Raw genomic sequence first — 20237 nt, forward strand, 5'->3', positions numbered from 1 at the left:
GCACGGACGCCACCGCAAAACAAAAAGCCCGATCTCTCGATCGGGCTTTTGCATGCCGGGCAGGACGGGAATCAGACCACCACGGTCTGCGCCTGGCCTTCGGCACGCTCCTGGATCTCACCGATCTGCCACACCGCTTCGCCAGCGGCCTGCAGGTGACGGATGGCGCGTTCGGCGTCTTCCTTTGCCACGATCACGACCATGCCGATGCCGCAGTTGAACACGCGGTGCATTTCGGCGTCGGCCACGTTGCCCTGCGCCTGCAGCCACTGGAACAGCGGCGGCAGCGTCCAGGCATCGCGCTGGATCACGGCGGTCAGGTTGTCGGCCAGCACGCGCGGCACGTTTTCGGTCAGGCCGCCGCCGGTGATGTGGGCCATGCCCTTGACCGGCAGCGTGTCGATCAGCGACAGCAGCGGCTTCACGTAGATGCGCGTCGGCGCCATGATGGCGTCCTGCAGGCGCTGGCCGTGGAAGTCGGCGTTCAGGTCCGGCTTGGCGACTTCGATGATCTTGCGCACCAGCGAGTAGCCGTTCGAATGCGCGCCCGACGAAGCCAGGCCCAGCACCACGTCGCCCGGGCGGATCGTGCTGCCGTCGATAATCTTCTTCTTTTCCACGGCACCGACCGCGAAACCGGCCAGGTCGTATTCGCCGTCCGGGTACATGCTCGGCATTTCGGCGGTTTCGCCGCCGATCAGCGCGCAGCCCGACAGTTCGCAACCATGGGCGATGCCCTGGATCACGGTGGCCGCGGTATCCACGTCCAGCTTGCCGCAGGCGAAGTAGTCCAGGAAGAACAGCGGCTCGGCACCCTGCACCAGGATGTCGTTGACGCTCATGGCAACCAGATCCTGGCCCACGGTGTCGTGGCGATTCAGCTGGAACGCCAGCTTGAGCTTGGTGCCCACGCCGTCGGTGCCGGACACCAGCACCGGCTCCTGGAACTTCTTCGACAGTTCGAACAGGGCGCCGAATCCGCCGATACCGGCCATCACGCCTTCGCGCATGGTGCGCTTGGCAAACGGCTTGATGCGGTCGATCAGGGCGTCGCCGGCATCGATGTCAACACCGGCATCGCGGTAGGAAAGGCCTGCCTGGCCGGCGGTCGGGGATGCGCTCATGAGAACCTGCTTGTCTTGGATGAGGGTGAAGTGTGGAATCCGTCGCTTTTTCGCTGCGTCCCGGGCCGGGGGGCCAATCTGGGGCGGAGCACGGACGCGAGTCCAGTAAAATCGCAATTTTAACGGATACAGGCTCCCGGCGACCAGTGATCGCGGACGAATCCACCTGCCACACTGCCAACCCATGACGCGCCGGCCCCTCCGATGACCGCTCCCCTGCTTTCCCCAGACACCAAGCGCATCCTGCTGTGGATTGTTGTCGCCGCCGCCCTGTTCGCCGTGATTCTGGCCCTGGCGCCCGTTCTGACGCCGTTCCTGGTCGCCTTCATCTTCGCGTATATCCTCAATCCGGGCGTGGACTGGCTGCAACGCCGCCGGGTGCCCCGGTTTATCGGCGTGGCGCTGATGATCGGGCTGCTGGGCGTGGTCCTGTTGCTGCTGGTGCTGCTGCTGATCGCCGTGCTCCAGCGCGAGATCCCGCAATTGCGCGAGCAGGTGCCGATCCTGCTGCAAAAGCTCAACAGCGTGCTGGCGCCCAAGCTGGCCGAACTGGGCGTGCGGGTGCGTTTCGACTTCCCGGGCCTGCGCCGCATGCTGCAGAACCGCTTCGCGGCCAGCCCCGAAGACCTGGTGCAGGTCTTGCTGGATTATGTCCGGGTGTCGGGTTCGGCACTGATCGAGTTCGCCGGCCTGCTGTTCATCGTACCGATCCTGATGTTCTACCTGCTGATGGACTGGCACATGGTCATGCGGCGTATCGAGCGCCTGGTGCCGCGCCGCTGGGTGCCCAAGGTGCATGAACTGTCTGCCGAGACCGACGCGCTGCTGTCGCAATACCTGCGCGGCCAGATCCTGGTCATGGTGATCCTGGCCGCGATCTATTCGATCGGCCTGACCGTGGCCGGCTTCGACGTGGGCATTCCGGTGGGCATCTTCACCGGCCTGGCCGTGTTCATCCCGTATATCGGCTTCGGCATCGGGCTGGCGCTGGCGGTGGTGGCCGCGCTGCTGCAATTCGGCAACTGGTACGGGCTGGGCGCCGTGGCCGTGGTATACGGCATCGGCCAGTTCGTGGAAAGCTTCTACCTGACACCGCGCCTGGTGGGCGAGCGCATCGGCCTGCATCCGCTGGTGGTGATCTTCGCGCTGCTGGCATTCGGGCAGCTGTTCGGCTTCTTTGGCGTGCTGCTGGCCTTGCCAACCTGTGCCGTGCTGCTGGTCGGCGCGCGTCAGCTGCGGCGCGTTTACCTGGCCAGCGACCTCTATCGGCACTAGGCCGGAACTAGGCATACTGCAGGCACGTATCGCGCAAGCAACGGATTCGTCATGTCACCGCGTCATAGTCATAAGCAGCTGTCGCTGGAACTGGGCAGCCCGCCCCCTTCCACGTTCGACAATTTCTTCGTGTCGGCCAATCGCGAGCCGGTGCAGCGCCTGCGCGACCTGCCCGGCCTGGTGGCGCGCGAGCAGGCCAACGACCGCCTGTTCTACCTCTGGGGCGACATGGGATCCGGCCGCACCCACCTGCTGCATGCCGTATGCGACACCGCAATCCATGCCGGCCTGAACTGCCGCTACCTGAGCCCGCACCATGCGCTGGCCGATTTCATGTTCGACCCGGCCTGCCAGATCTATACCGTCGACAATGTCGACCTGCTGGACGAGGCACGCCAGATCGCCGTTTTTTCGCTTTATAACGAGGTGCGCGCCCATGTGCGCTGTGCGCTGGTGGTGGCGGGCGGGCTGGCACCGCGCGCCATGCCGGTGCGTGAGGATTTGCGCACACGGCTGGGCTGGGGGCTGGTCTACCAGCTCCAGCCGCTGTCCGACGAGGACAAGATGGCCGCGCTGGTGCAGGCCGCCAAGGAGCGCGGGCTGCAGTTGTCACCCGAAATCCCGCACTGGCTCGTGACGCGCCACTATCGCGACATGCCCAGCCTGATGGCGCTGCTTGACGCGCTGGACATGTATTCGCTGGAGCGCAAGCGCGCGGTGACGCTGCCGCTGCTGCGCGAAATGTTCGCCGAATTCCGGGAGTAACCACCGGAACCCATCCTTTCTTGGTGGGGCCGGCGACACGCCACCCCACTTCAGCCCGGGCCCGGCCGACCGCCCGGGGCACCTTAATGTAAAATCGCGCCCCATGAATCTGGCACTGTTTGACCTCGACCACACCCTGATCCCGACCGATAGCGACCACGAATGGGGCCGCTTCCTGGTCCGCATGGGCGTCGTCGACGAGGAATCGTATCGTCGCAAGAACGACGAGTTCTACAGCCAATACAAGGCTGGGACGCTCAATATCCAGGAATTCCTGCGCTTTGCGCTGGCCCCGCTGGCGGCCAACCCGCGCGACCGCCTGGATCAATGGCGCGTGCGTTTCATGCACGAGGTCATCGAGCCCGTCATTACGCCGCAGGCAAAGGCCCTGGTGTACAAGCACCTGGAAGCCGGCGACCTGTGCGCGGTGGTCACCGCCACCAACAGCTTTGTCACGGCGCCCATCGCCCAGGCGTTCGGCATCAAGCACCTGATCGCCACCGATCCGGAAACGGTCGACGGCAAGCCCGAGAGCGCCTTCACCGGCGAAGTTTTCGGCGTGCCGAGCTTCCGCGAAGGCAAGATCACCCGCGTGGAAAGCTGGCTCAAGAGCCTGGGCGCCAAGTGGGACGACTTCGGCACCACCACGTTCTATAGCGATTCGGCCAACGACCTGCCGCTGCTCGAAAAGGTCAGCGAGCCGATTGCCGCCAACCCCGACGACCGCCTGCGCAACCACGCCGCGGCAGCTGGCTGGCGCATCATGGACCTGTTCTGACGTGATCAAGAAGCTCATCACCCGGCTGCTAGGCAAACCGGGGCCGAAACAGCGCCGCACCGGCCGCGCCCATACCCCACGCGTGGTTGGCGTGGAAGAACACAAGATCGACCCGGCGCTGATCTCGCGCAACGCGGTCAAGGTCACGTCCACGCTGCAGCAGGCCGGCTACCAGGCCTACATCGTGGGCGGCGCCGTGCGCGACCTGCTGCTTGGCATCAAGCCCAAGGATTTCGACGTGGCCACCAATGCCACGCCGGAACAGGTGCAGGCGCTGTTCCGCCGCTCGCGCATCATTGGCCGCCGCTTCCAGATCGTGCACGTCACGTTCTACGGCGGGCGCGAGCAGGAGATCATCGAGGTCTCGACGTTCCGCGCGCTGGTCGATGCCGTGGCCAGCGAGACGCTGCCCGAAGGCCGCCGCCTGAAGCGCGCCGAGCTTGACAGCAAGACGCACGCGATCGACGCCAGCGGCCGCGTGCTGCGCGACAACGTGTGGGGATCGCAGGCCGAGGACGCGGAACGCCGCGACTTCACCATCAACGCGATGTACTACGATCCGGCCGCGCAAACCGTGCATGACTACCACCACGGCATGGAAGACATCCGCGCCCGCACGCTGCGCATGATCGGCGACCCGGTCACGCGCTACCGCGAGGACCCCGTCCGCATGCTGCGCGTGGTGCGCTTTGCCGCCAAGACCAGCTTCGGCATCGACGAGGAAACGCGCGCGCCGATCGCCGAACTGGCACCGCTGATCCACAACGTGCCCAGCGCGCGCCTGTTCGACGAGATGCTCAAGCTGCTGATGTCGGGCCACGCCTGGGCATCGCTGCAGGAACTGCGCAAGGCCGGCCTGCACAAGGGCCTGCTGCCGCTGCTGGATGTGGCGATCGAACAGCCGATGGGCCAGCGCTTCGTGCAGCTGGCGCTCGACAACACCGACCGGCGCGTTCAGGCCGGCAAGCCGGTATCGCCGGGTTTCCTGTTCGCGTCGCTGCTGTGGCACCACGTGCTGCAACGCTGGACCAAGCTGCGCGAAGAAGGCGAGCACCCGATTGCCGCGCTGAACACGGCCATGGACATGGTCTTGGAAAAGCAGACCGGCCAGCTGGCCATCCAGCGCCGTTTTGTCACCGACATGCGCGATATCTGGGGCATGCAGCCGCGCTTTGAAAAGCGCGTGGGCCGCATGCCGTACCGCCTGCTGGAATCGCCGCGCTTCCGCGCCGGCTACGACTTCCTGCAACTGCGTTGCGAGGCTGGCGAACAGCCGGCCGAGGTGGGCCAGTGGTGGACCGATTTCCAGAACGCCCACCCCGACGAGCGCGAGGCGCTGATCGAATCGGCCCGGCCCGCGCGCGGCAAGTCCGGCAAGGGTGCCCGGGGCGGTTCCGGTGACAGCCACGACGGCGGCCACGACGGCGGCCACGACGGCGGCCAGGACGGCGGCCAGGACGGTGGCGCGGAAGGCGCCGAGGACGGCACCGGCCATGACGGCGACGCGCCGGCGCGCAAACGGCGCCGCCGACGCGGTCCACGGAAATCGGATAAAGTGTCTTCCCGCAGCGAGGCGCAATCGACTGACGGGGCCGATGGAGGTCAGCCCGAGCCGGGACCGCGCCGCGCCCAGCCGGAGGAATAACATGACGCTTGCCTTCATCGGCATCGGCGCCAATCTTGGAGATGCGCGCCAGGCGTTGAAAGACGCCATCGTGTGCCTGGCCCAGCAGGTCGGGATCACGGTTGTTGCGCGGTCGTCGTTCTATCGCACGGCCCCGGTCGACGCCAGCGGCGACGACTACTTCAATGCCGTGATCAAGATCGAGACGACGTTCACGGCGTCGCAACTGCTGCGCATCTGCCACCACATCGAGGACCAGTTCGGCCGCGAGCGGCCGTTCCACAACGCACCCCGCACGCTGGACCTGGACCTGCTGCTGTTCGGCGCCGAGTCGATCAACAGCGAGGCCCTGACCGTGCCGCATCCGCGCATCACGGAACGCGCCTTCGTGCTGGTGCCGCTGCTTGAACTGGATGCCACGCTGGACATCCCCGGCCGCGGCCGCGCGACTGACTTCCTGCCCGGCGTGCAGGCCCAGCGCATCGAGAAGCTTTCCACATGCAAATGCACGCGCCTGCAGGAAGGCAACACCCCCTCCTGAGCGCGCAGCGCAACTGACGCATGCTCGACCATCTGCGACGCATCGTCATCGAAGGCCCGGTTGGATCGGGCAAGTCCGCACTGGCCCAGCGCCTGGCGCAGTACCTGCGGGCCGGCGAACTGCCCGACGGCGCACGCCACAATCCCTTCCTGGAACGTTTCTATCGCGAGCCGCAACGCTACGCGCTGGCGATGCAGCTGGCCTGCCTGAACCAGCGCACCACGCAGTTGCAGCAATGGCAGACGGCGATGCTTGCCGGCCATCGCATGATTACGAATTTTCTCTTTGCGCGTGACCGTCTCTATGCGTCGCTGACGCTGGAGGCCGACGAGCTTGCGCTCTACGACGCGCTGGCGGCACGGCTGCAGGTGCCCGCGCAACGCGCGGACCTCGTCATCATGCTGCAGGCCACGCCGTCGCTGCTGCGCGAACGCATTCTGCGGCGCGGCCTGCCTGGCGAAACCGCCATCGACGAGTCGTACCTGCAACGGCTGCACGATGCCTACGGCGAGCTGTTTCACCGCTACGACGACGCCCCGGTGCTGATCGTCGATACCGCCCACTTCAATCCGGTAGACAACGACAGCGATTTCCGTACACTACTGTCGCGCATCGAGAACATGCGGGGCCGCAAGGCCTTCCTGAATCTCGCTGCCCGCTGATCTGCTCCAAAGCCGCTGCAAAGACGCGCCTAAGGCCCCCGGCAGCACAACACGATAACGACAACGGCCGCCGCCGAAGCTTGTTCGTGCGACACACGGCCGCCACTCCTACGGGCACTGCCATGAGTTACCTCCTCGACCCTTCCCGCAAGACCGTCACCGCCCCCAAACTGCAAGCCATGCGTGACGCCGGCGACAAGATCGCCATGCTGACCGCCTACGATTCCAGCTTCGCCGCACTGCTCGACTACTGCGGCGTCGAGATGATCCTGGTTGGCGATTCGCTGGGCAATGTGATGCAAGGCCAGCAGACCACGCTGCCCGTGACGCTTGAGCATATGGCGTATCACACCGAATGCGTGGCGCGCGGCAACCAGACCGCGCTGCTGGTGACGGACCTGCCGTTCGGCACCTATCCCACGCCCGAGAAAGCCTTCGAAAGCGCCGCCACGCTGATGCGCGCCGGCGCGCAGATGGTGAAGCTCGAAGGCGGCGAGTGGCTGGCCCCCACCGTGAAATTCCTGGTCGAGCGCAGCATCCCGGTGTGCGCCCATATCGGCCTGACCCCGCAGTCGGTGCACGCGTTTGGCGGCTTCAAGGTGCAGGGCAAGACCGAAGCCGGCGCCGCGCAGCTCAAGCGCGAGGCCCAGGCGCTGGAGCAGGCCGGCGCGCAGGTGATCCTGATGGAAGCCGTGCCCGCCAAGCTGGCTGGCGAGGTGACCGCGCTGGTGAAGGTGCCGACGATCGGCATCGGCGCCGGCGTGGACTGCTCGGGCCAGGTGCTGGTGCTGCAGGACATGCTGAACATTTACCCGGGGCGCAAGGCCAAGTTCGTCCGCAACTTCATGGACGGCCAGACCTCGATCGAAGGCGCCGTGCGCGCCTATGTGGCGGCCGTCAAGGACGGCAGCTTCCCGGCGGTGGAACACACGTTCTCGGCTTGATTCGACTCGCTTGCCGGCGTGTTCGACTCCCCTCTCCCGCCTGCGGGAGAGGCGAGAAAACCCTCAACTTTTGATCCGTAGCCGCGCCGGCATCGCTCCCCGCAGCGCATTGGCGATCACGATCGCCTCGGCCCGCAGCACCATCTCGCGCGTCACGGCGGCCTCGGCCACCGGCCCGTCGACCAGCGCATCGCCGTCTTCCAGCACCACCGCACGCATCACGCCGGGCAGGATGTCGGCCGACAGCGGCGGTGTCAGCCATTGCCCGTCGACCCTGACAAACACCGAGCTGCGGCCGCCTTCGAGCAGTTCGTCGCGCGTATTGAAGAACAGGCAATCAAATGCGCCCGCGCGCTCCGCTGCCTGCCAGCCCTGATCGAACGTGCTGCGCGCACTGAGCTTGTGACGGCGCAGCGGATCGGCCACGGGCAATCGCAATTCCGCCAATTCGACATCGGCGGCCGCGGCGGCCAGCGGCACCAGCGCCCCGCTGGCAAACGCCATGGCACCCCGCTTGTCCACGCTCATCCGCAGCCGCCAGTCGCCATCGCCCAGCCGTGCTGCCTCGGCCTGCAATGCCGCGCGTGCCGCAGGCAAGTCGAAAGCGAATCCAAACGTTCTTGAAGATTTGGCGATGCGTGCAAGATGCCGCTCGCGATGCAGCACCACGCCATCGTGCGCATGCATGGTTTCGAACAGCGTGAAGCCCGGATCGTGCGCGGTGAGAAAACGGGCCTTCCAGCCGCACTCGGCAAACTCGTCGTCCGCCACGCTGTCGTGAACGATGCCGCCGCCCACCCCCATCTCGCCGCGCCGCAGTCCGCCCTGGCCGGCGGCAGCAAGTACCAGCGTGCGGATTGCCACGGACATGCCGAAAGCGCCCAGCCTGGCGCCGTCTTGCGGCGCGTCGAGCCAGCCGATCGACCCCGTGTAGAGACCGCGAGGCGACGATTCCAGCTCGGCAATGATCTGCATGGTGCGGCGCTTGGGCGCGCCCGTGATCGACCCACACGGAAACAGCGCCTGCATCAGCGCGCCGAACGACGTGCCGGGCTGCGCCGTGGCGGTGACGGTCGACGTCATCTGCAGCACGCGGCCAAATGGCTCCACGACAAAGCGATTGGGTACCGTCACGCTGCCGGGCACGGCCAGACGACCGAGGTCGTTGCGCAGCAGGTCGACAATCATCACGTTCTCGGCACGATTCTTCGGATCGGCGGCCAGGACCTTTGCGGATCGTGCATCGACTTCGGCATCGCCGGTGCGCGGCGCGGTGCCTTTCATCGGGCGCGCCACCAGATGGCCATCGCCATCGTGCGCCACGAACAGTTCCGGCGACACCGACAGCACCCAGCCGTCGCCAGGCAATCGCGCCAGCGCACCGAACGGCACGGGCTGGGCATCGCGCAGCGCCGCGTAGAAAGCCACCGGATCGCCGAAAGCCTGGAAACGCAGCCGCTGCGTGAAGTTGACCTGGTACGTATCGCCCGCCTCGATGTACGCATGGATACGCGCGATGGCGTCGGTGTACTGCTGGCGTGACAAATTGCCCGCCACGTCGACCACACCGGCCGGGCCAGGCAGGGCCTGGGCATCCACCCACTGCTTCACCTGTCCGGCATCGAGCAGTGTCAGCGCACGAAACCAGAACAGGCGCAACGCGCCATCGTGGAAGGGTAGTGATTCGTCCACCCGGGCGTCCAGATGGACCGGGGTGCCGACCAGGTGGCCGCCGAATTCATACGGCGCGAATAGCGTCACATGCAGGCCGTCGCGCCAGCCTTGCGCCAGCAGCGCGTCGAGCGCGGCGGCATCGGTGCCGGCCGGCACGACGTCTTCGCGCACGAAACCGGTGTACAGGCGCGACGCGGCAACGCCCGGCGCGTGGGCATCGTCGAGCAGGACGAAGGGGTCGGTGGGAGACATCAATCTGGCGAGCGTGGTCAAAAAACGAACCGCTTGCCCTCTCCCCCAGCCCCGCTTCCGCAAGCGGAGAGGGCGGAGACGGCGAGCCGTTCCAGCACCAACGATACATAAAAAAACCGGCCACGTTGCTCACGTAGCCGGTTTCTGTTTCCAGCGGCGCGCAGGCTTAGCTGAAGAAGCTCTTCACCTTGTCCAGCCAGGATTGCTCCTGCGGGCTGTGGCGCGAGCCGCCCTCATGCACCGAGCGGTCGAACTGGCGCAGCAGTTCCTTCTGGGCGTCGGTCAGCTTGACCGGCGTTTCCACGTTCACATGCACGTAGAGGTCGCCAGGATATCCCGAGCGCACGCCCTTGATGCCCTTGCCGCGCAGACGGAACGTCTTGCCGGCCTGCGTGCCTTCGGGCACCGGGAAACTGGCCTTGCCGCCCAGCGTCGGCACTTCGAGTTCGCCGCCCAGCGCCGCCGTGGCGAACGAGATCGGCATCTGGCAGTGCAGGTCGTCGCCGTCACGCTCGAACACCTCGTGCGCCTTGATATGCACTTCGACGTAGAGGTCGCCCGGCGGCCCGCCGTTGATGCCCGGCTCGCCATTGCCCGACGAGCGGATGCGCATGCCTTCGTCGATCCCGGCGGGGATCTTCACTTCAAGCGTCTTCTGCGACTTCAGCTTGCCCTGGCCATGGCACTTGGTGCACGGCTTCGGAATGAACTTGCCGCTGCCGTGGCACTTCGGGCAGGTCTGCTGCATCGTGAAGAAGCCTTGCGACACACGCACCTGGCCCACGCCGTTACAGGTCGGGCAGGTTTCCACCGACGACCCCGGCTCGGCGCCGTTGCCGTGGCAGTGATCGCAATCGTCCCAGTGCGGCACGCGGATCTGCGCCTCGTGGCCGTGCGCGGCCTGCTCCAGCGAAATCTCCATGCTGTAGCGCAGGTCGGCACCCCGGTAGGCCTGCGGGCCGTTGCCGCGCCGGCCGCCACCACCGGCCGCCTGGCCGAAGATGTCACCGAAGATATCGCCGAACGCCTCGGCAAAGCCGCCGCCGCCAAACCCTCCGGCGCCGAAGCCGCCCGCCATGTTCGGGTCCACGCCCGCATGGCCGTACTGGTCGTAGGCAGCCTTCTTCTCGGGGTCGGAAAGCATCTCGTACGCTTCCTTGACCTCCTTGAATTTTTCCTCGGCTTCCTTGTTGTCCGGATTGCGGTCCGGGTGGTACTTCATCGCGAGCTTGCGATAAACCTTCTTGATCTCGTCTTCGGTCGCGTTCTTGCCTACCCCGAGCACTTCGTAGTAGTCACGTTTTGCCATGGTGGCTCAATACCTGATGGGCCCGGCAGGTGACGAAAACACCCGTCGGGCGATAAGCAAAAAAGCCGAGCGCGGTGTCCGACCGTGGTTTGCACCCTGAGTCAGACCACCGTCGCCCGGCGTCGGGAACGGGCGGCGGCGCCGGCATCACCCGCGCCGCCGCCCCCTTCCCGCTTACTTCTTGTCGTTCACTTCCTTGAACTCGGCGTCCACGACGTTATCGTCCTGGGGCTGGGCCTGCTGCTGGCCGGCACCGGCCGCGCCTGCACCCGCCGCACCGGCTTCGCCGGCCTTGGCCTGCATGTCGGCGTACACCTTCTCGCCCAGCTTCTGGCTGGCTTCGGACAGTGCGTTGACCTTGGCGTCGATCTCGGTCTTGTCGCCGCCGCGTGCGGCGTCTTCCAGTTCCTTGATCGCGGCTTCGATCTTTTCCTTCTCGCCGGCCTCGAGCTTGTCGCCATGCTCGGTCAGGGCCTTGCGGGTCGAGTGGATCAGCGCATCGGCCTGGTTGCGGGCATCAGCCAGCTCGCGGGCCTTCTTGTCTTCCTCGGCGTTGGCCTCGGCGTCCTTGACCATGCGCTGGATCTCGTCTTCCGACAGACCCGAGTTCGCCTTGATCGTGATGCGGTTTTCCTTGCCGGTGGCCTTGTCCTTGGCGCCCACGTGCAGAATGCCGTTGGCGTCGATATCGAACGAGACCTCGATCTGGGGCATGCCGCGCGGCGACGGCGGAATGCCTTCCAGGTTGAACTCGCCCAGCAGCTTGTTGCCGCTGGCCATCTCGCGCTCGCCCTGGAACACCTTGATCGTCACGGCCGGCTGGTTGTCGTCAGCGGTCGAGAACACCTGGGCGTGCTTGGTCGGGATGGTCGTGTTCTTCGAGATCATCTTGGTCATCACGCCACCCAGCGTCTCGATGCCCAGCGACAGCGGCGTCACGTCCAGCAGCAGCACGTCGGTACGGTCACCCGACAGCACCGAACCCTGGATGGCGGCACCCACGGCCACGGCTTCGTCCGGGTTCACGTCCTTGCGGGCTTCCTTGCCGAAGAACTCGCGCACCTGTTCCTGCACCTTGGGCATGCGGGTCATGCCGCCCACCAGGATCACGTCGTCGATGTCGCTGACCTTGACGCCGGCGTCCTTGATCGCGGTACGGCACGGTTCGATCGTGCGGGCGATCAGGTCTTCCACCAGCGCTTCGAGCTTGGCGCGCGTGATCTTCAGGTTCAAGTGCTTCGGACCCGAGGCGTCGGCCGTGATGTACGGCAGGTTGATCTCGGTCTGCTGCGAGCTCGACAGCTCGATCTTGGCCTTTTCGGCAGCTTCCTTCAGGCGCTGCAGGGCCAGCACGTCCTTCGACAGGTCGACGCCCTGTTCCTTCTTGAACTCGCCGATGATGTAGTCGATGATGCGCTGGTCGAAGTCTTCGCCGCCCAGGAACGTGTCGCCGTTGGTCGACAGCACTTCGAACTGCTTCTCGCCATCCACATCGGCGATTTCGATGATCGAGATGTCGAACGTGCCGCCACCCAGGTCATATACGGCGATCTTGCGGTCGCCCTTCTCGTTCTTGTCCATGCCGAACGCGAGCGCCGCGGCGGTCGGTTCGTTGATGATGCGCTTGACTTCCAGGCCCGCGATGCGGCCGGCGTCCTTGGTGGCCTGGCGCTGCGAGTCGTTGAAGTAAGCCGGCACCGTGATCACGGCTTCGGTCACGGGCTCGCCCAGGTAGTCCTCGGCGGTCTTCTTCATCTTGCGCAGCACTTCGGCCGACACCTGCGGCGGGGCCAGCTTCTGGTCGCGCACGCCAACCCAGGCGTCGCCGTTGTCGGCCTTGACGATCGAGTACGGCATCAGTCCGATGTCCTTCTGGACTTCCTTCTCCTCGAACTTGCGGCCGATCAGGCGCTTCACGGCATACAGCGTGTTGCGCGGGTTGGTCACGGCCTGGCGCTTGGCCGGCGCGCCGACCAGGATCTCGCCGTCTTCCATGTAGGCGATGATCGACGGCGTGGTGCGCGTGCCTTCCGAGTTTTCGATGACTTTCGGCGTGTTGCCTTCCAGGACCGACACGCAGCTGTTGGTGGTACCCAGGTCGATACCGATGATCTTACCCATAGTGTTCTCTCCTAATGCCCTGTCTCTCAGTCAGGGACTGCAATCTCGACTGAGAGCGAAATGTGGCCGTCCCGGGCCATTTCAAGGGTGTAATCTGCAAATCCGAGTAATTTTCTCGGTTTATCCCGCCGGGTCGCCCGGCAGCCTAAAAGTAATTAATAAATCACAAATCAGGACTTCCGTTCGCGCTGCCACAGCACGTCCGTGCCGCCGCCCACCCGGTTCAGCACGCGGGCCAGCACGAACAGCAGGTCCGAAAGCCGGTTCAGGTACTGGCGCGGCGCCTCGTTGAGCGCTTCTGCGGCGCCCAGTTCCACCAGCGAGCGCTCGGCGCGCCGGCACACGGTGCGGCAGACATGGGCGTGGGCCGCGGTGCGGCTGCCGCCCGGCAGGATGAACTCGGCCAGGCGCGGCAGGCTGGCGTTGTAGTGCGCCAGCCACGTGTCGAGCTGCGCCACCTGGGGCTCCTTGAGCAGCGTGTACCCCGGGATCGACAGCTCGCCGCCCAGGTCGAACAGGTCGTGCTGGATATGGAGCAGCGCATCGCGCACATCGGCCGGCAGGTCCGGCTCGGTCAGCAGCAGACCAATCTGGGAATTCAGCTCGTCGACATCGCCAATCGCGGCGATGCGCAGGCTGTTCTTGCCCACGCGGCTGCCGTCGCCGAGGCCGGTGGTGCCGGCATCGCCGGTGCGCGTGGCAATCTTGGACAGGCGGTTGCCCATGCCGGTCTCCTTGTTTTCTGGGGTTGGTACCTTGAAGTGGCGCAATTATGGCCTGCTTCCGGTCCCGGATGGCCGTTTATCGGCCGGCGGCCCGCCAATGCCCGCCCATCAGGTGGCGCACACGGCGTAGGCGAGTCGTAGAATAGCGGCATTCCACTGCATACAGAGCCATACGGCCCGCCCGGAGACCCGCATGAACCACCCCACACCTGCCGCCGCCCTGGCGCGCCGTCCGTTCCCGTCTGCGCTGGCCGATGCCCTGACCTCCCGCTTCGGCGACCGGTTTACCACCTCGAACGGCGTGCGCGAGCACCATGGCCGCGATGAATCGCCATTCCCGGCCGCCCTGCCCGATGCCGTGGTCTTTGCCCACAGCACCGAGGAAGTGGCCGAAGTCGCCAAACTGTGCAACGCCCATGGCGTGCCGCTGATTCCCTACGGCGCGGGTTCTTCGCTGGAAGGCCACTTGCTGGCCGTCGCCGGCGGGGTCAGCCTTGACCTGTCGCAAATGAACCGCGTGCTGGCCGTCCACCCCGAGGACCTGACCGTCACCGTTCAGCCCGGCGTCACGCGCAAGCAGCTGAACCAGGAAATCAAGGACACGGGCCTGTTTTTCCCGATCGATCCGGGCGCGGACGCATCGCTGGGCGGCATGTGCGCCACGCGGGCGTCGGGGACCAACGCCGTGCGCTACGGCACCATGCGCGAGAACGTGCTGGCCTTGACCGTGGTCACGGCGGATGGCCGGGTGATCCGCACCGGCACCAATGCGCGCAAGTCGTCGGCCGGCTACGACCTGACCCGCCTGTTCATCGGCAGCGAAGGCACGCTGGGCATCATCACCGAGGTCACGGTGCGCCTGTACCCGCAGCCCGAGGCCATCTCGGCTGCCGTGTGCGCGTTCCCGAGCATGGGTGACGCGGTGCGCGCGACCATCCAGACCATCCAGCTGGGCGTGCCCGTGGCGCGCGTGGAATTTGTCGATGCGCTGGCGATCCGCGCGATCAACCGCCACGACAACCTGACGCTGCCCGAAACCCCGCACCTGTTCTTCGAGTTCCACGGCACCGAGGCCGGCGTGCGCGAGCAGGCCGAAACCGTGCAGGAAATCGTGGCCGAGCACGGCGGCCAGGGCTTCGAATGGGCCACGCGCCCCGAAGACCGCACGCGGCTCTGGAATGCGCGCCACACGGCCTACTTTGCAATGCTGCAGCTGAAGCCCGGCTGCCGCGCGGTGACCACCGACGTCTGCGTGCCGATCTCGCGCCTGGCCGATTGCGTGACCGAGACCGAGCGCGACCTGAACGCGTCGTCGCTGCCCTGCCCGATCGTGGGCCACGTCGGCGACGGCAATTTCCACGTGGCAATCCTGGTCGATACCAGCAAGCCCGAGGAAATGGCCGAGGCCGAGGACATCAACCGCCGGATCGTGGAGCGGGCGCTGTCGATGGGCGGCACCTGCACCGGCGAGCACGGCGTGGGGCTGCACAAGATCGGCTTCCTGGTGCAGGAGCATGGCGAGGATGCGCTGGACCTGATGCGCGCCATCAAGGACGCGCTGGACCCGAACCATATCCTGAACCCGGGCAAGATCTTCAGCGCCACGCGCTGAGCCGGCGGCCATGGCTTCGGTCTTCCAACGCGTTCCGCCGCTGCACCTGCTGATCGCCTTCGAGTCGGCGGCGCGCCTGGGCAGCTTTGCCCGCGCGGCCGAGGAACTCTCGGTCACGCCCAGCGCGGTCTCGCATCGCATCAAGAACCTGGAGGAGCTCTGGGGCGAGGATCTGTTCGTGCGCTCGAACGCCGCGCTGCGGCTCACGGCGGCCGGCACGCGCTACCAGCGCAACGTGCAGGATGCGCTGAAGTCGCTCAACGAACTGGCCCGCCCCGAGTACAACAAGCTGCGCACGCGCCTGCGCGTGGCCATTCCGCCCACCTTCGGCCGCCAGCACCTGGTGCCGCGCCTGCCCGAGTTCAGCGCGCTGTATCCGCATATCGACCTGGAACTGCACCTGGCCGTGCCGTTCCTGGACGTGAAAGCCGAGGACACCGACATCGAGATCCGCTACGGCACGGGCCGTTACCCGGACCTCAGGACCACCAAGCTGCTGGTGGAGCCCGTGTTTCCGGCGTGCGGCCGCGAATACTACGAGCGCGTGAACGGCTTCGCGATCACGAAACCCGAGGACCTGCACAACCTGACGCTGCTGCGCAGTCCGCTGGAGCCGTGGCGCCCGTGGTTCGAGACGGCCGGGCTGGACTGGCCGGAGCCGCAGACCGGCGCCCAGTTCAACGACATCGGCCTGATGCTGGAGGCCATCGCGTCGAACCAGGGCGTGGGCCTGGTGCGCCAGCGCATGGCGCGCCAGTGGCTGGCGGCCGGCCAGATGGTGAAGCTGCTGGACGTGGAATCGATCTCGCCGCACGGCTACTACATCGTCGAGCGCGAGCAGGCGCCGCTGATGCCCGAGGCGCGCTACTTCATCGACTGGCTGCTCGGGCTGGACTGGTAGCGCCTCAGCCACTACGCTGGAAGCGTCCCTGCCCGACGACGGTATGCGCCGGCAGGCCGCCACCGGTGCCCTGCCGGCATGAACCATTTTGATCGGGTCGGCATGCGGAATTCACGTGCCCGGGCACCCGCCTGGCGAGGCGCCTGCGCTATAGTCTGCCGTCCCGGCCGCGTGCCTGCCAAGCAGCGTGCGGCGCCCGGCCCGTCACAGGAGTTGCTGCCATGAACGCCCCGCAAGACGCCCATACCGTGGCGGATGTATCCGCAGAGACCCGCCGCGCCACGCTGCTGGCCCGGCTGGCGGACATCCTGCCCGACGCCGCCGTGCTGTGGCGGGCCGAAGACACCGTCCCCTACGAGTGCGACGGCCTGGCCGCCTATCGGCAGGTGCCCGACGCGGTGGTACTGCCCGACACCGAGGACCAGGTCTGCGCCGTGCTGCGCCTGTGCCATGAGCTGGGCGTGCCCGTGGTGCCGCGCGGATCGGGCACCAGCCTGTCTGGCGGCGCCATGCCGATTGCAGGCGGGCTGGTGCTGTCGCTGGCCAAGTTCAAGCGCATCCTGTCGGTCGATCCGTATTCGCGTACGGCCGTGGTCCAGCCCGGCGTGCGCAACCTTGCCATTTCCGAAGCGGCCGCACCGCACAGTCTCTATTACGCACCCGACCCCTCGTCGCAGATCGCCTGCTCGATCGGCGGCAACGTGGCCGAGAACTCGGGCGGCGTGCATTGCCTGAAGTACGGCCTGACCGTGCACAACGTGCTGCGCGTGCGCGCCGTGACGATGGAGGGCGACGTGGTGGTGTTCGGCTCCGAGGCGCCCGATTCGCCGGGCCTGGACCTGCTGGCGACCATCATCGGCTCCGAAGGCATGCTGGCCGTGGTCACCGAGGTCACCGTCCGGCTGATTCCCAAGCCGCAGCTGGCGCAGGTCATCATGGCCAGCTTCGACGACGTGGAGAAAGGCGGCAATGCCGTGGCCGACGTGATCGCCGCGGGCATCATCCCGGCCGGGCTGGAAATGATGGACCGCCCCGCCACGGCCGCCGTGGAGGAATTCGTCAAGGCCGGCTACGACCTTGATGCGGCCGCCATCCTGCTGTGCGAGTCCGACGGCACGCCCGAGGAAGTGGCCGAGGAAATCGGCCGCATGAGCGACGTGCTGCGCGCATCGGGCGCCACGCGCATCACGGTGTCGCAGAACGAGGCCGAGCGCCTGCGCTTCTGGAGCGGCCGCAAGAACGCCTTCCCGGCAGCCGGCCGCATCTCGCCGGACTATTACTGCATGGACGGCACCATTCCGCGCAAGCACATCGGCACGCTGCTCAAGCGCATCGAACAGATGGAGCAGAAATACGGCTTGCGGTGCATCAACGTCTTCCATGCCGGCGATGGCAACATGCACCCGCTGATCCTGTTCGATGGCGGCGACGTCGATGAATGGCACCGGGCCGAGCTGTTCGGGTCGGACATCCTCGAAACCTGCGTCGAACTGGGCGGCACCGTGACCGGCGAGCACGGCGTGGGCGTCGAAAAGCTCAATTCGATGTGCGTGCAGTTCTCGCGCGAGGAGTGCGAGGCGTTCTTCGGCGTGAAGGCGGCGTTCGATCCGGCGCGGCTGCTCAACCCGGACAAGGCCATCCCAACGCTGGCGCGCTGTGCCGAATACGGCAAGATGCACGTCAAGCGCGGCCTGCTGCCGCATCCCGACATCCCGCGATTCTGATCGACGCGCAGGGCCCGGCGGGGATGGCGGCGCGCCGCTTTTTTGCTCACCCGCTTACCCGTTTCGACAGACATGCCACAACGCCACACCAACGCCATGATCCGCCAGCGCCTGGGCCAGCCCGAATCGGGCTGGCGCCAGCACTGGTACACGATCATCTTCGAAGCCGACACGCGCCCGGGGCGGCTGTTCGACGTCGTGCTGCTGATCGCCATCGTCGCCAGCGTCGCCGTGGTGATGCTGGACAGCGTGCCGTCGGTGCACGCGCGGCTGGGCACGGCATTCACGGTGCTGGAATGGATGTTCACGCTGCTGTTCACGGCCGAGTACATCATGCGGCTGTGCGTGGTGAAGCGGCCGCTGCGCTACGCGCTGAGCTTCTACGGCATCATCGACTTCATCTCGATCATGCCCACCTGGGCGTCGTTCTTCGCGCCCGAACTGGCGTTCCTGATCGATGTACGGCTGCTGCGCCTGCTGCGCGTGTTCCGGATCCTCAAGCTCACCGTGTACTTCGAGGAGGCCGAGATCCTGGCCCGCGCGCTGGCCAACAGCCGGCGCAAGATCTTCGTGTTCCTGGCCACCGTGTTCATCATCACGGTGATCCTGGGCACCGTGATGTACGTGGTGGAAGGCCCCGAGCACGGCTTTACCAGCATCCCGCTCAGCATGTACTGGGCCATCGTCACGCTGACCACCACGGGCTTTGGCGACATGGTGCCGAAAACGCCGATCGGGCAGTTCATCACGTCGCTGACGATCCTGCTGGGCTACGGGATCATCGCCTTCCCGACCGGCATCGTCGGCGCCGAACTGGCCGCCAGCATCATCAAGCGGCCGCTGACCACCCGCTCGTGCGAGCACTGCCTGACCGAAGGGCACGAGCCGTCCGCGAAATACTGCCAGCACTGCGGCAGCGCGCTGCCCGAGTACCGCAGCGAGCCCGGCCTGGAGGGCCGGCTCGAAGGCGCCGTGGAGAACCGGCCGCCGCCAAAGCCGCCACGCAGCTGAGCCGCCCCGGATGCGCCGCCGCCCGACCAACCCCAATAACCATACGTCCTCATGCAAGCCACCCTCGACGCCACACTCGCGACCTTCCGCGACGCGATTCGCCAGGCCGGCGACAGCCGCACCCCGCTGCGGCTGCGCGGCGGCGGCAGCAAGGATTTCTATGGTCAGGCGCTGGTCGGCAACGTGCTCGACACGCGCGCGTATCGCGGCATCGTGGACTACGACCCGGCCGAGCTGGTGATTACCGCACGCTGCGGCACGCCGCTGGCCGAGATCGAGGACGTGCTGGCCGAACACCGCCAGATGCTGGCCTTCGAGGCACCCCACTTCGCCACGCACGGCCAGGCCAGCACCGCCACGCTTGGGGGTGCCTTCGCGGCGGGGCTGTCGGGACCGCGCCGCCAGTCGGTGGGCGCCCTGCGCGATTTCGTGCTTGGCGCGCAACTGATGGACGGCAAGGGCGAGATCCTGAACTTCGGCGGGCAGGTCATGAAGAATGTGGCCGGCTACGATGTGTCGCGCCTGCTGGCCGGCTCGCTGGGCACGCTGGGCCTGGTCACCGAGGTATCGCTGAAGGTGCTGCCGGTGCCGTTCGACGACGCCACGCTGCGCTTTGCACTGTCCCAGGCCGACGCCATCGACCAGCTCAACAAGTGGGGCGGCAAGCCGCTGCCGATCGCGGCTTCGGCCTGGCATGACGGTGTGCTGTGTGTGCGCCTGAGCGGGGCTACGGCCGCCGTTTGCGCGGCGCGCGACAGCCTGGGCGGCGAGGTGGTCGATGCCAGCCACGCCGGGCAGCTGTGGACCGCACTGCGCGAGCAGACCTATCCGTTCTTCACCCCGGCGCGCGACGCCGGCCGCGCGTTGTGGCGCATTGCCGTACCGCCGGTGACCAGGCCGCTGGACCTGCCCGGCGAACAGCTCGTGGAATGGGGCGGCGGCCAGCGCTGGTGGCTGGCGCAGGACGACAGCGCGGCGTCGGCCGACCAGGTCCGCGCCATCGCCCAGGCCGCAGGCGGTCATGCCACGCTGTTCCGCAACGGCGACAAGGCCGTGGGCGTGTTCACGCCGCTCTCGACGCCGCTGGCCGCGATCCACCAGCGGCTGAAGACCAGCTTCGATCCAGCCGGCATCTTCAATCCGCAGCGCATGTACAGCGGGCTCTGAGCCACCGTCCGCACACGGTCCCCAACGA

17 protein-coding genes are annotated in these 20237 nt (G+C 66.6%); 12 read left to right on the forward strand and 5 right to left on the reverse strand.

The features are described 5' to 3' along the window. Positions 1-71: 71 nt before the first annotated feature. Entirely contained in the window at positions 72-1124 is a 1053-nt protein-coding gene (gene purM, locus A9J21_RS04005) for a phosphoribosylformylglycinamidine cyclo-ligase (protein ID WP_066732131.1), read from the reverse strand. A gap of 204 nt (positions 1125-1328) precedes the next feature. Between purM and A9J21_RS04010 the strand changes: the two genes are divergently transcribed. The 7 genes from A9J21_RS04010 to panB all read left to right on the forward strand — a co-directional run bounded on the left by A9J21_RS04010 (position 1329) and on the right by panB (position 7713). Next, complete coding sequence (locus A9J21_RS04010; RefSeq protein ID WP_066732133.1) at positions 1329-2399, forward strand: AI-2E family transporter; 1071 nt, start codon at positions 1329-1331, stop codon at positions 2397-2399. 51 nt (positions 2400-2450) lie between these two features. Then, entirely contained in the window at positions 2451-3164 is a 714-nt protein-coding gene (gene hda, locus A9J21_RS04015; RefSeq protein WP_066732135.1) for a DnaA regulatory inactivator Hda, read from the forward strand. A gap of 103 nt (positions 3165-3267) precedes the next feature. Beyond that, a complete protein-coding gene (locus tag A9J21_RS04020) occupies positions 3268-3942 on the forward strand; it encodes an HAD family phosphatase (RefSeq protein WP_066732137.1) in 675 nt (224 codons plus the stop codon). A gap of 1 nt (position 3943) precedes the next feature. Continuing rightward, a complete protein-coding gene (pcnB, locus tag A9J21_RS04025; protein ID WP_066732139.1) occupies positions 3944-5587 on the forward strand; it encodes a polynucleotide adenylyltransferase PcnB in 1644 nt (547 codons plus the stop codon). Position 5588: 1 nt separating this feature from the next. Beyond that, positions 5589-6107, forward strand: a complete 519-nt coding sequence (folK, locus tag A9J21_RS04030) for a 2-amino-4-hydroxy-6-hydroxymethyldihydropteridine diphosphokinase (protein ID WP_066732142.1) — start codon at positions 5589-5591, stop codon at positions 6105-6107. Between the two features lie 20 nt (positions 6108-6127). Continuing rightward, positions 6128-6769 (forward strand): deoxynucleoside kinase, encoded by a 642-nt coding sequence (locus A9J21_RS04035; RefSeq protein WP_066732144.1) that lies wholly within the window; start codon positions 6128-6130, stop codon positions 6767-6769. Positions 6770-6891: 122 nt separating this feature from the next. After that, complete coding sequence (gene panB / locus A9J21_RS04040) at positions 6892-7713, forward strand: 3-methyl-2-oxobutanoate hydroxymethyltransferase (RefSeq protein ID WP_066732146.1); 822 nt, start codon at positions 6892-6894, stop codon at positions 7711-7713. Positions 7714-7776: 63 nt separating this feature from the next. Here the strand turns inward: panB and pabB are convergent, their stop codons facing one another. The 4 genes from pabB to A9J21_RS04060 all read right to left on the reverse strand — a co-directional run bounded on the left by pabB (position 7777) and on the right by A9J21_RS04060 (position 13794). Then, positions 7777-9639 (reverse strand): aminodeoxychorismate synthase component I, encoded by a 1863-nt coding sequence (gene pabB / locus A9J21_RS04045; protein WP_066732147.1) that lies wholly within the window; start codon positions 9637-9639, stop codon positions 7777-7779. A gap of 166 nt (positions 9640-9805) precedes the next feature. Continuing rightward, complete coding sequence (gene dnaJ / locus A9J21_RS04050; RefSeq protein ID WP_066732149.1) at positions 9806-10948, reverse strand: molecular chaperone DnaJ; 1143 nt, start codon at positions 10946-10948, stop codon at positions 9806-9808. Positions 10949-11122: 174 nt separating this feature from the next. After that, the gene (gene dnaK, locus A9J21_RS04055; RefSeq protein ID WP_066732151.1) at positions 11123-13069 is read right to left on the reverse strand and encodes a molecular chaperone DnaK; all 1947 of its coding nucleotides are present in this window, start codon (positions 13067-13069) and stop codon (positions 11123-11125) included. A gap of 170 nt (positions 13070-13239) precedes the next feature. After that, complete coding sequence (locus A9J21_RS04060; RefSeq protein ID WP_066732499.1) at positions 13240-13794, reverse strand: cob(I)yrinic acid a,c-diamide adenosyltransferase; 555 nt, start codon at positions 13792-13794, stop codon at positions 13240-13242. Positions 13795-13987: 193 nt separating this feature from the next. Here A9J21_RS04060 and A9J21_RS04065 point away from each other — a divergent pair, with 193 nt between their 5' ends. From A9J21_RS04065 to glcE, 5 genes are all read left to right on the forward strand, one after another. Then, a complete protein-coding gene (locus A9J21_RS04065) occupies positions 13988-15406 on the forward strand; it encodes an FAD-binding oxidoreductase (RefSeq protein ID WP_066732153.1) in 1419 nt (472 codons plus the stop codon). Positions 15407-15416: 10 nt separating this feature from the next. Beyond that, positions 15417-16307, forward strand: a complete 891-nt coding sequence (locus A9J21_RS04070; RefSeq protein ID WP_066732155.1) for a LysR substrate-binding domain-containing protein — start codon at positions 15417-15419, stop codon at positions 16305-16307. 221 nt (positions 16308-16528) lie between these two features. Further along, positions 16529-18031, forward strand: coding sequence for an FAD-linked oxidase C-terminal domain-containing protein (locus tag A9J21_RS04075; RefSeq protein ID WP_066732157.1), 1503 nt, complete (start codon positions 16529-16531; stop codon positions 18029-18031). 72 nt (positions 18032-18103) lie between these two features. Continuing rightward, the gene (locus A9J21_RS04080) at positions 18104-19042 is read left to right on the forward strand and encodes an ion transporter (protein WP_066732159.1); all 939 of its coding nucleotides are present in this window, start codon (positions 18104-18106) and stop codon (positions 19040-19042) included. Between the two features lie 51 nt (positions 19043-19093). After that, positions 19094-20209, forward strand: coding sequence for a glycolate oxidase subunit GlcE (gene glcE, locus A9J21_RS04085; RefSeq protein ID WP_066732161.1), 1116 nt, complete (start codon positions 19094-19096; stop codon positions 20207-20209). Positions 20210-20237 lie beyond the last annotated feature (28 nt).

Origin of the sequence: Cupriavidus sp. D384 (assembly GCF_001652915.1) — a bacterium.
In the GTDB taxonomy this organism is placed as follows: domain Bacteria; phylum Pseudomonadota; class Gammaproteobacteria; order Burkholderiales; family Burkholderiaceae; genus Cupriavidus.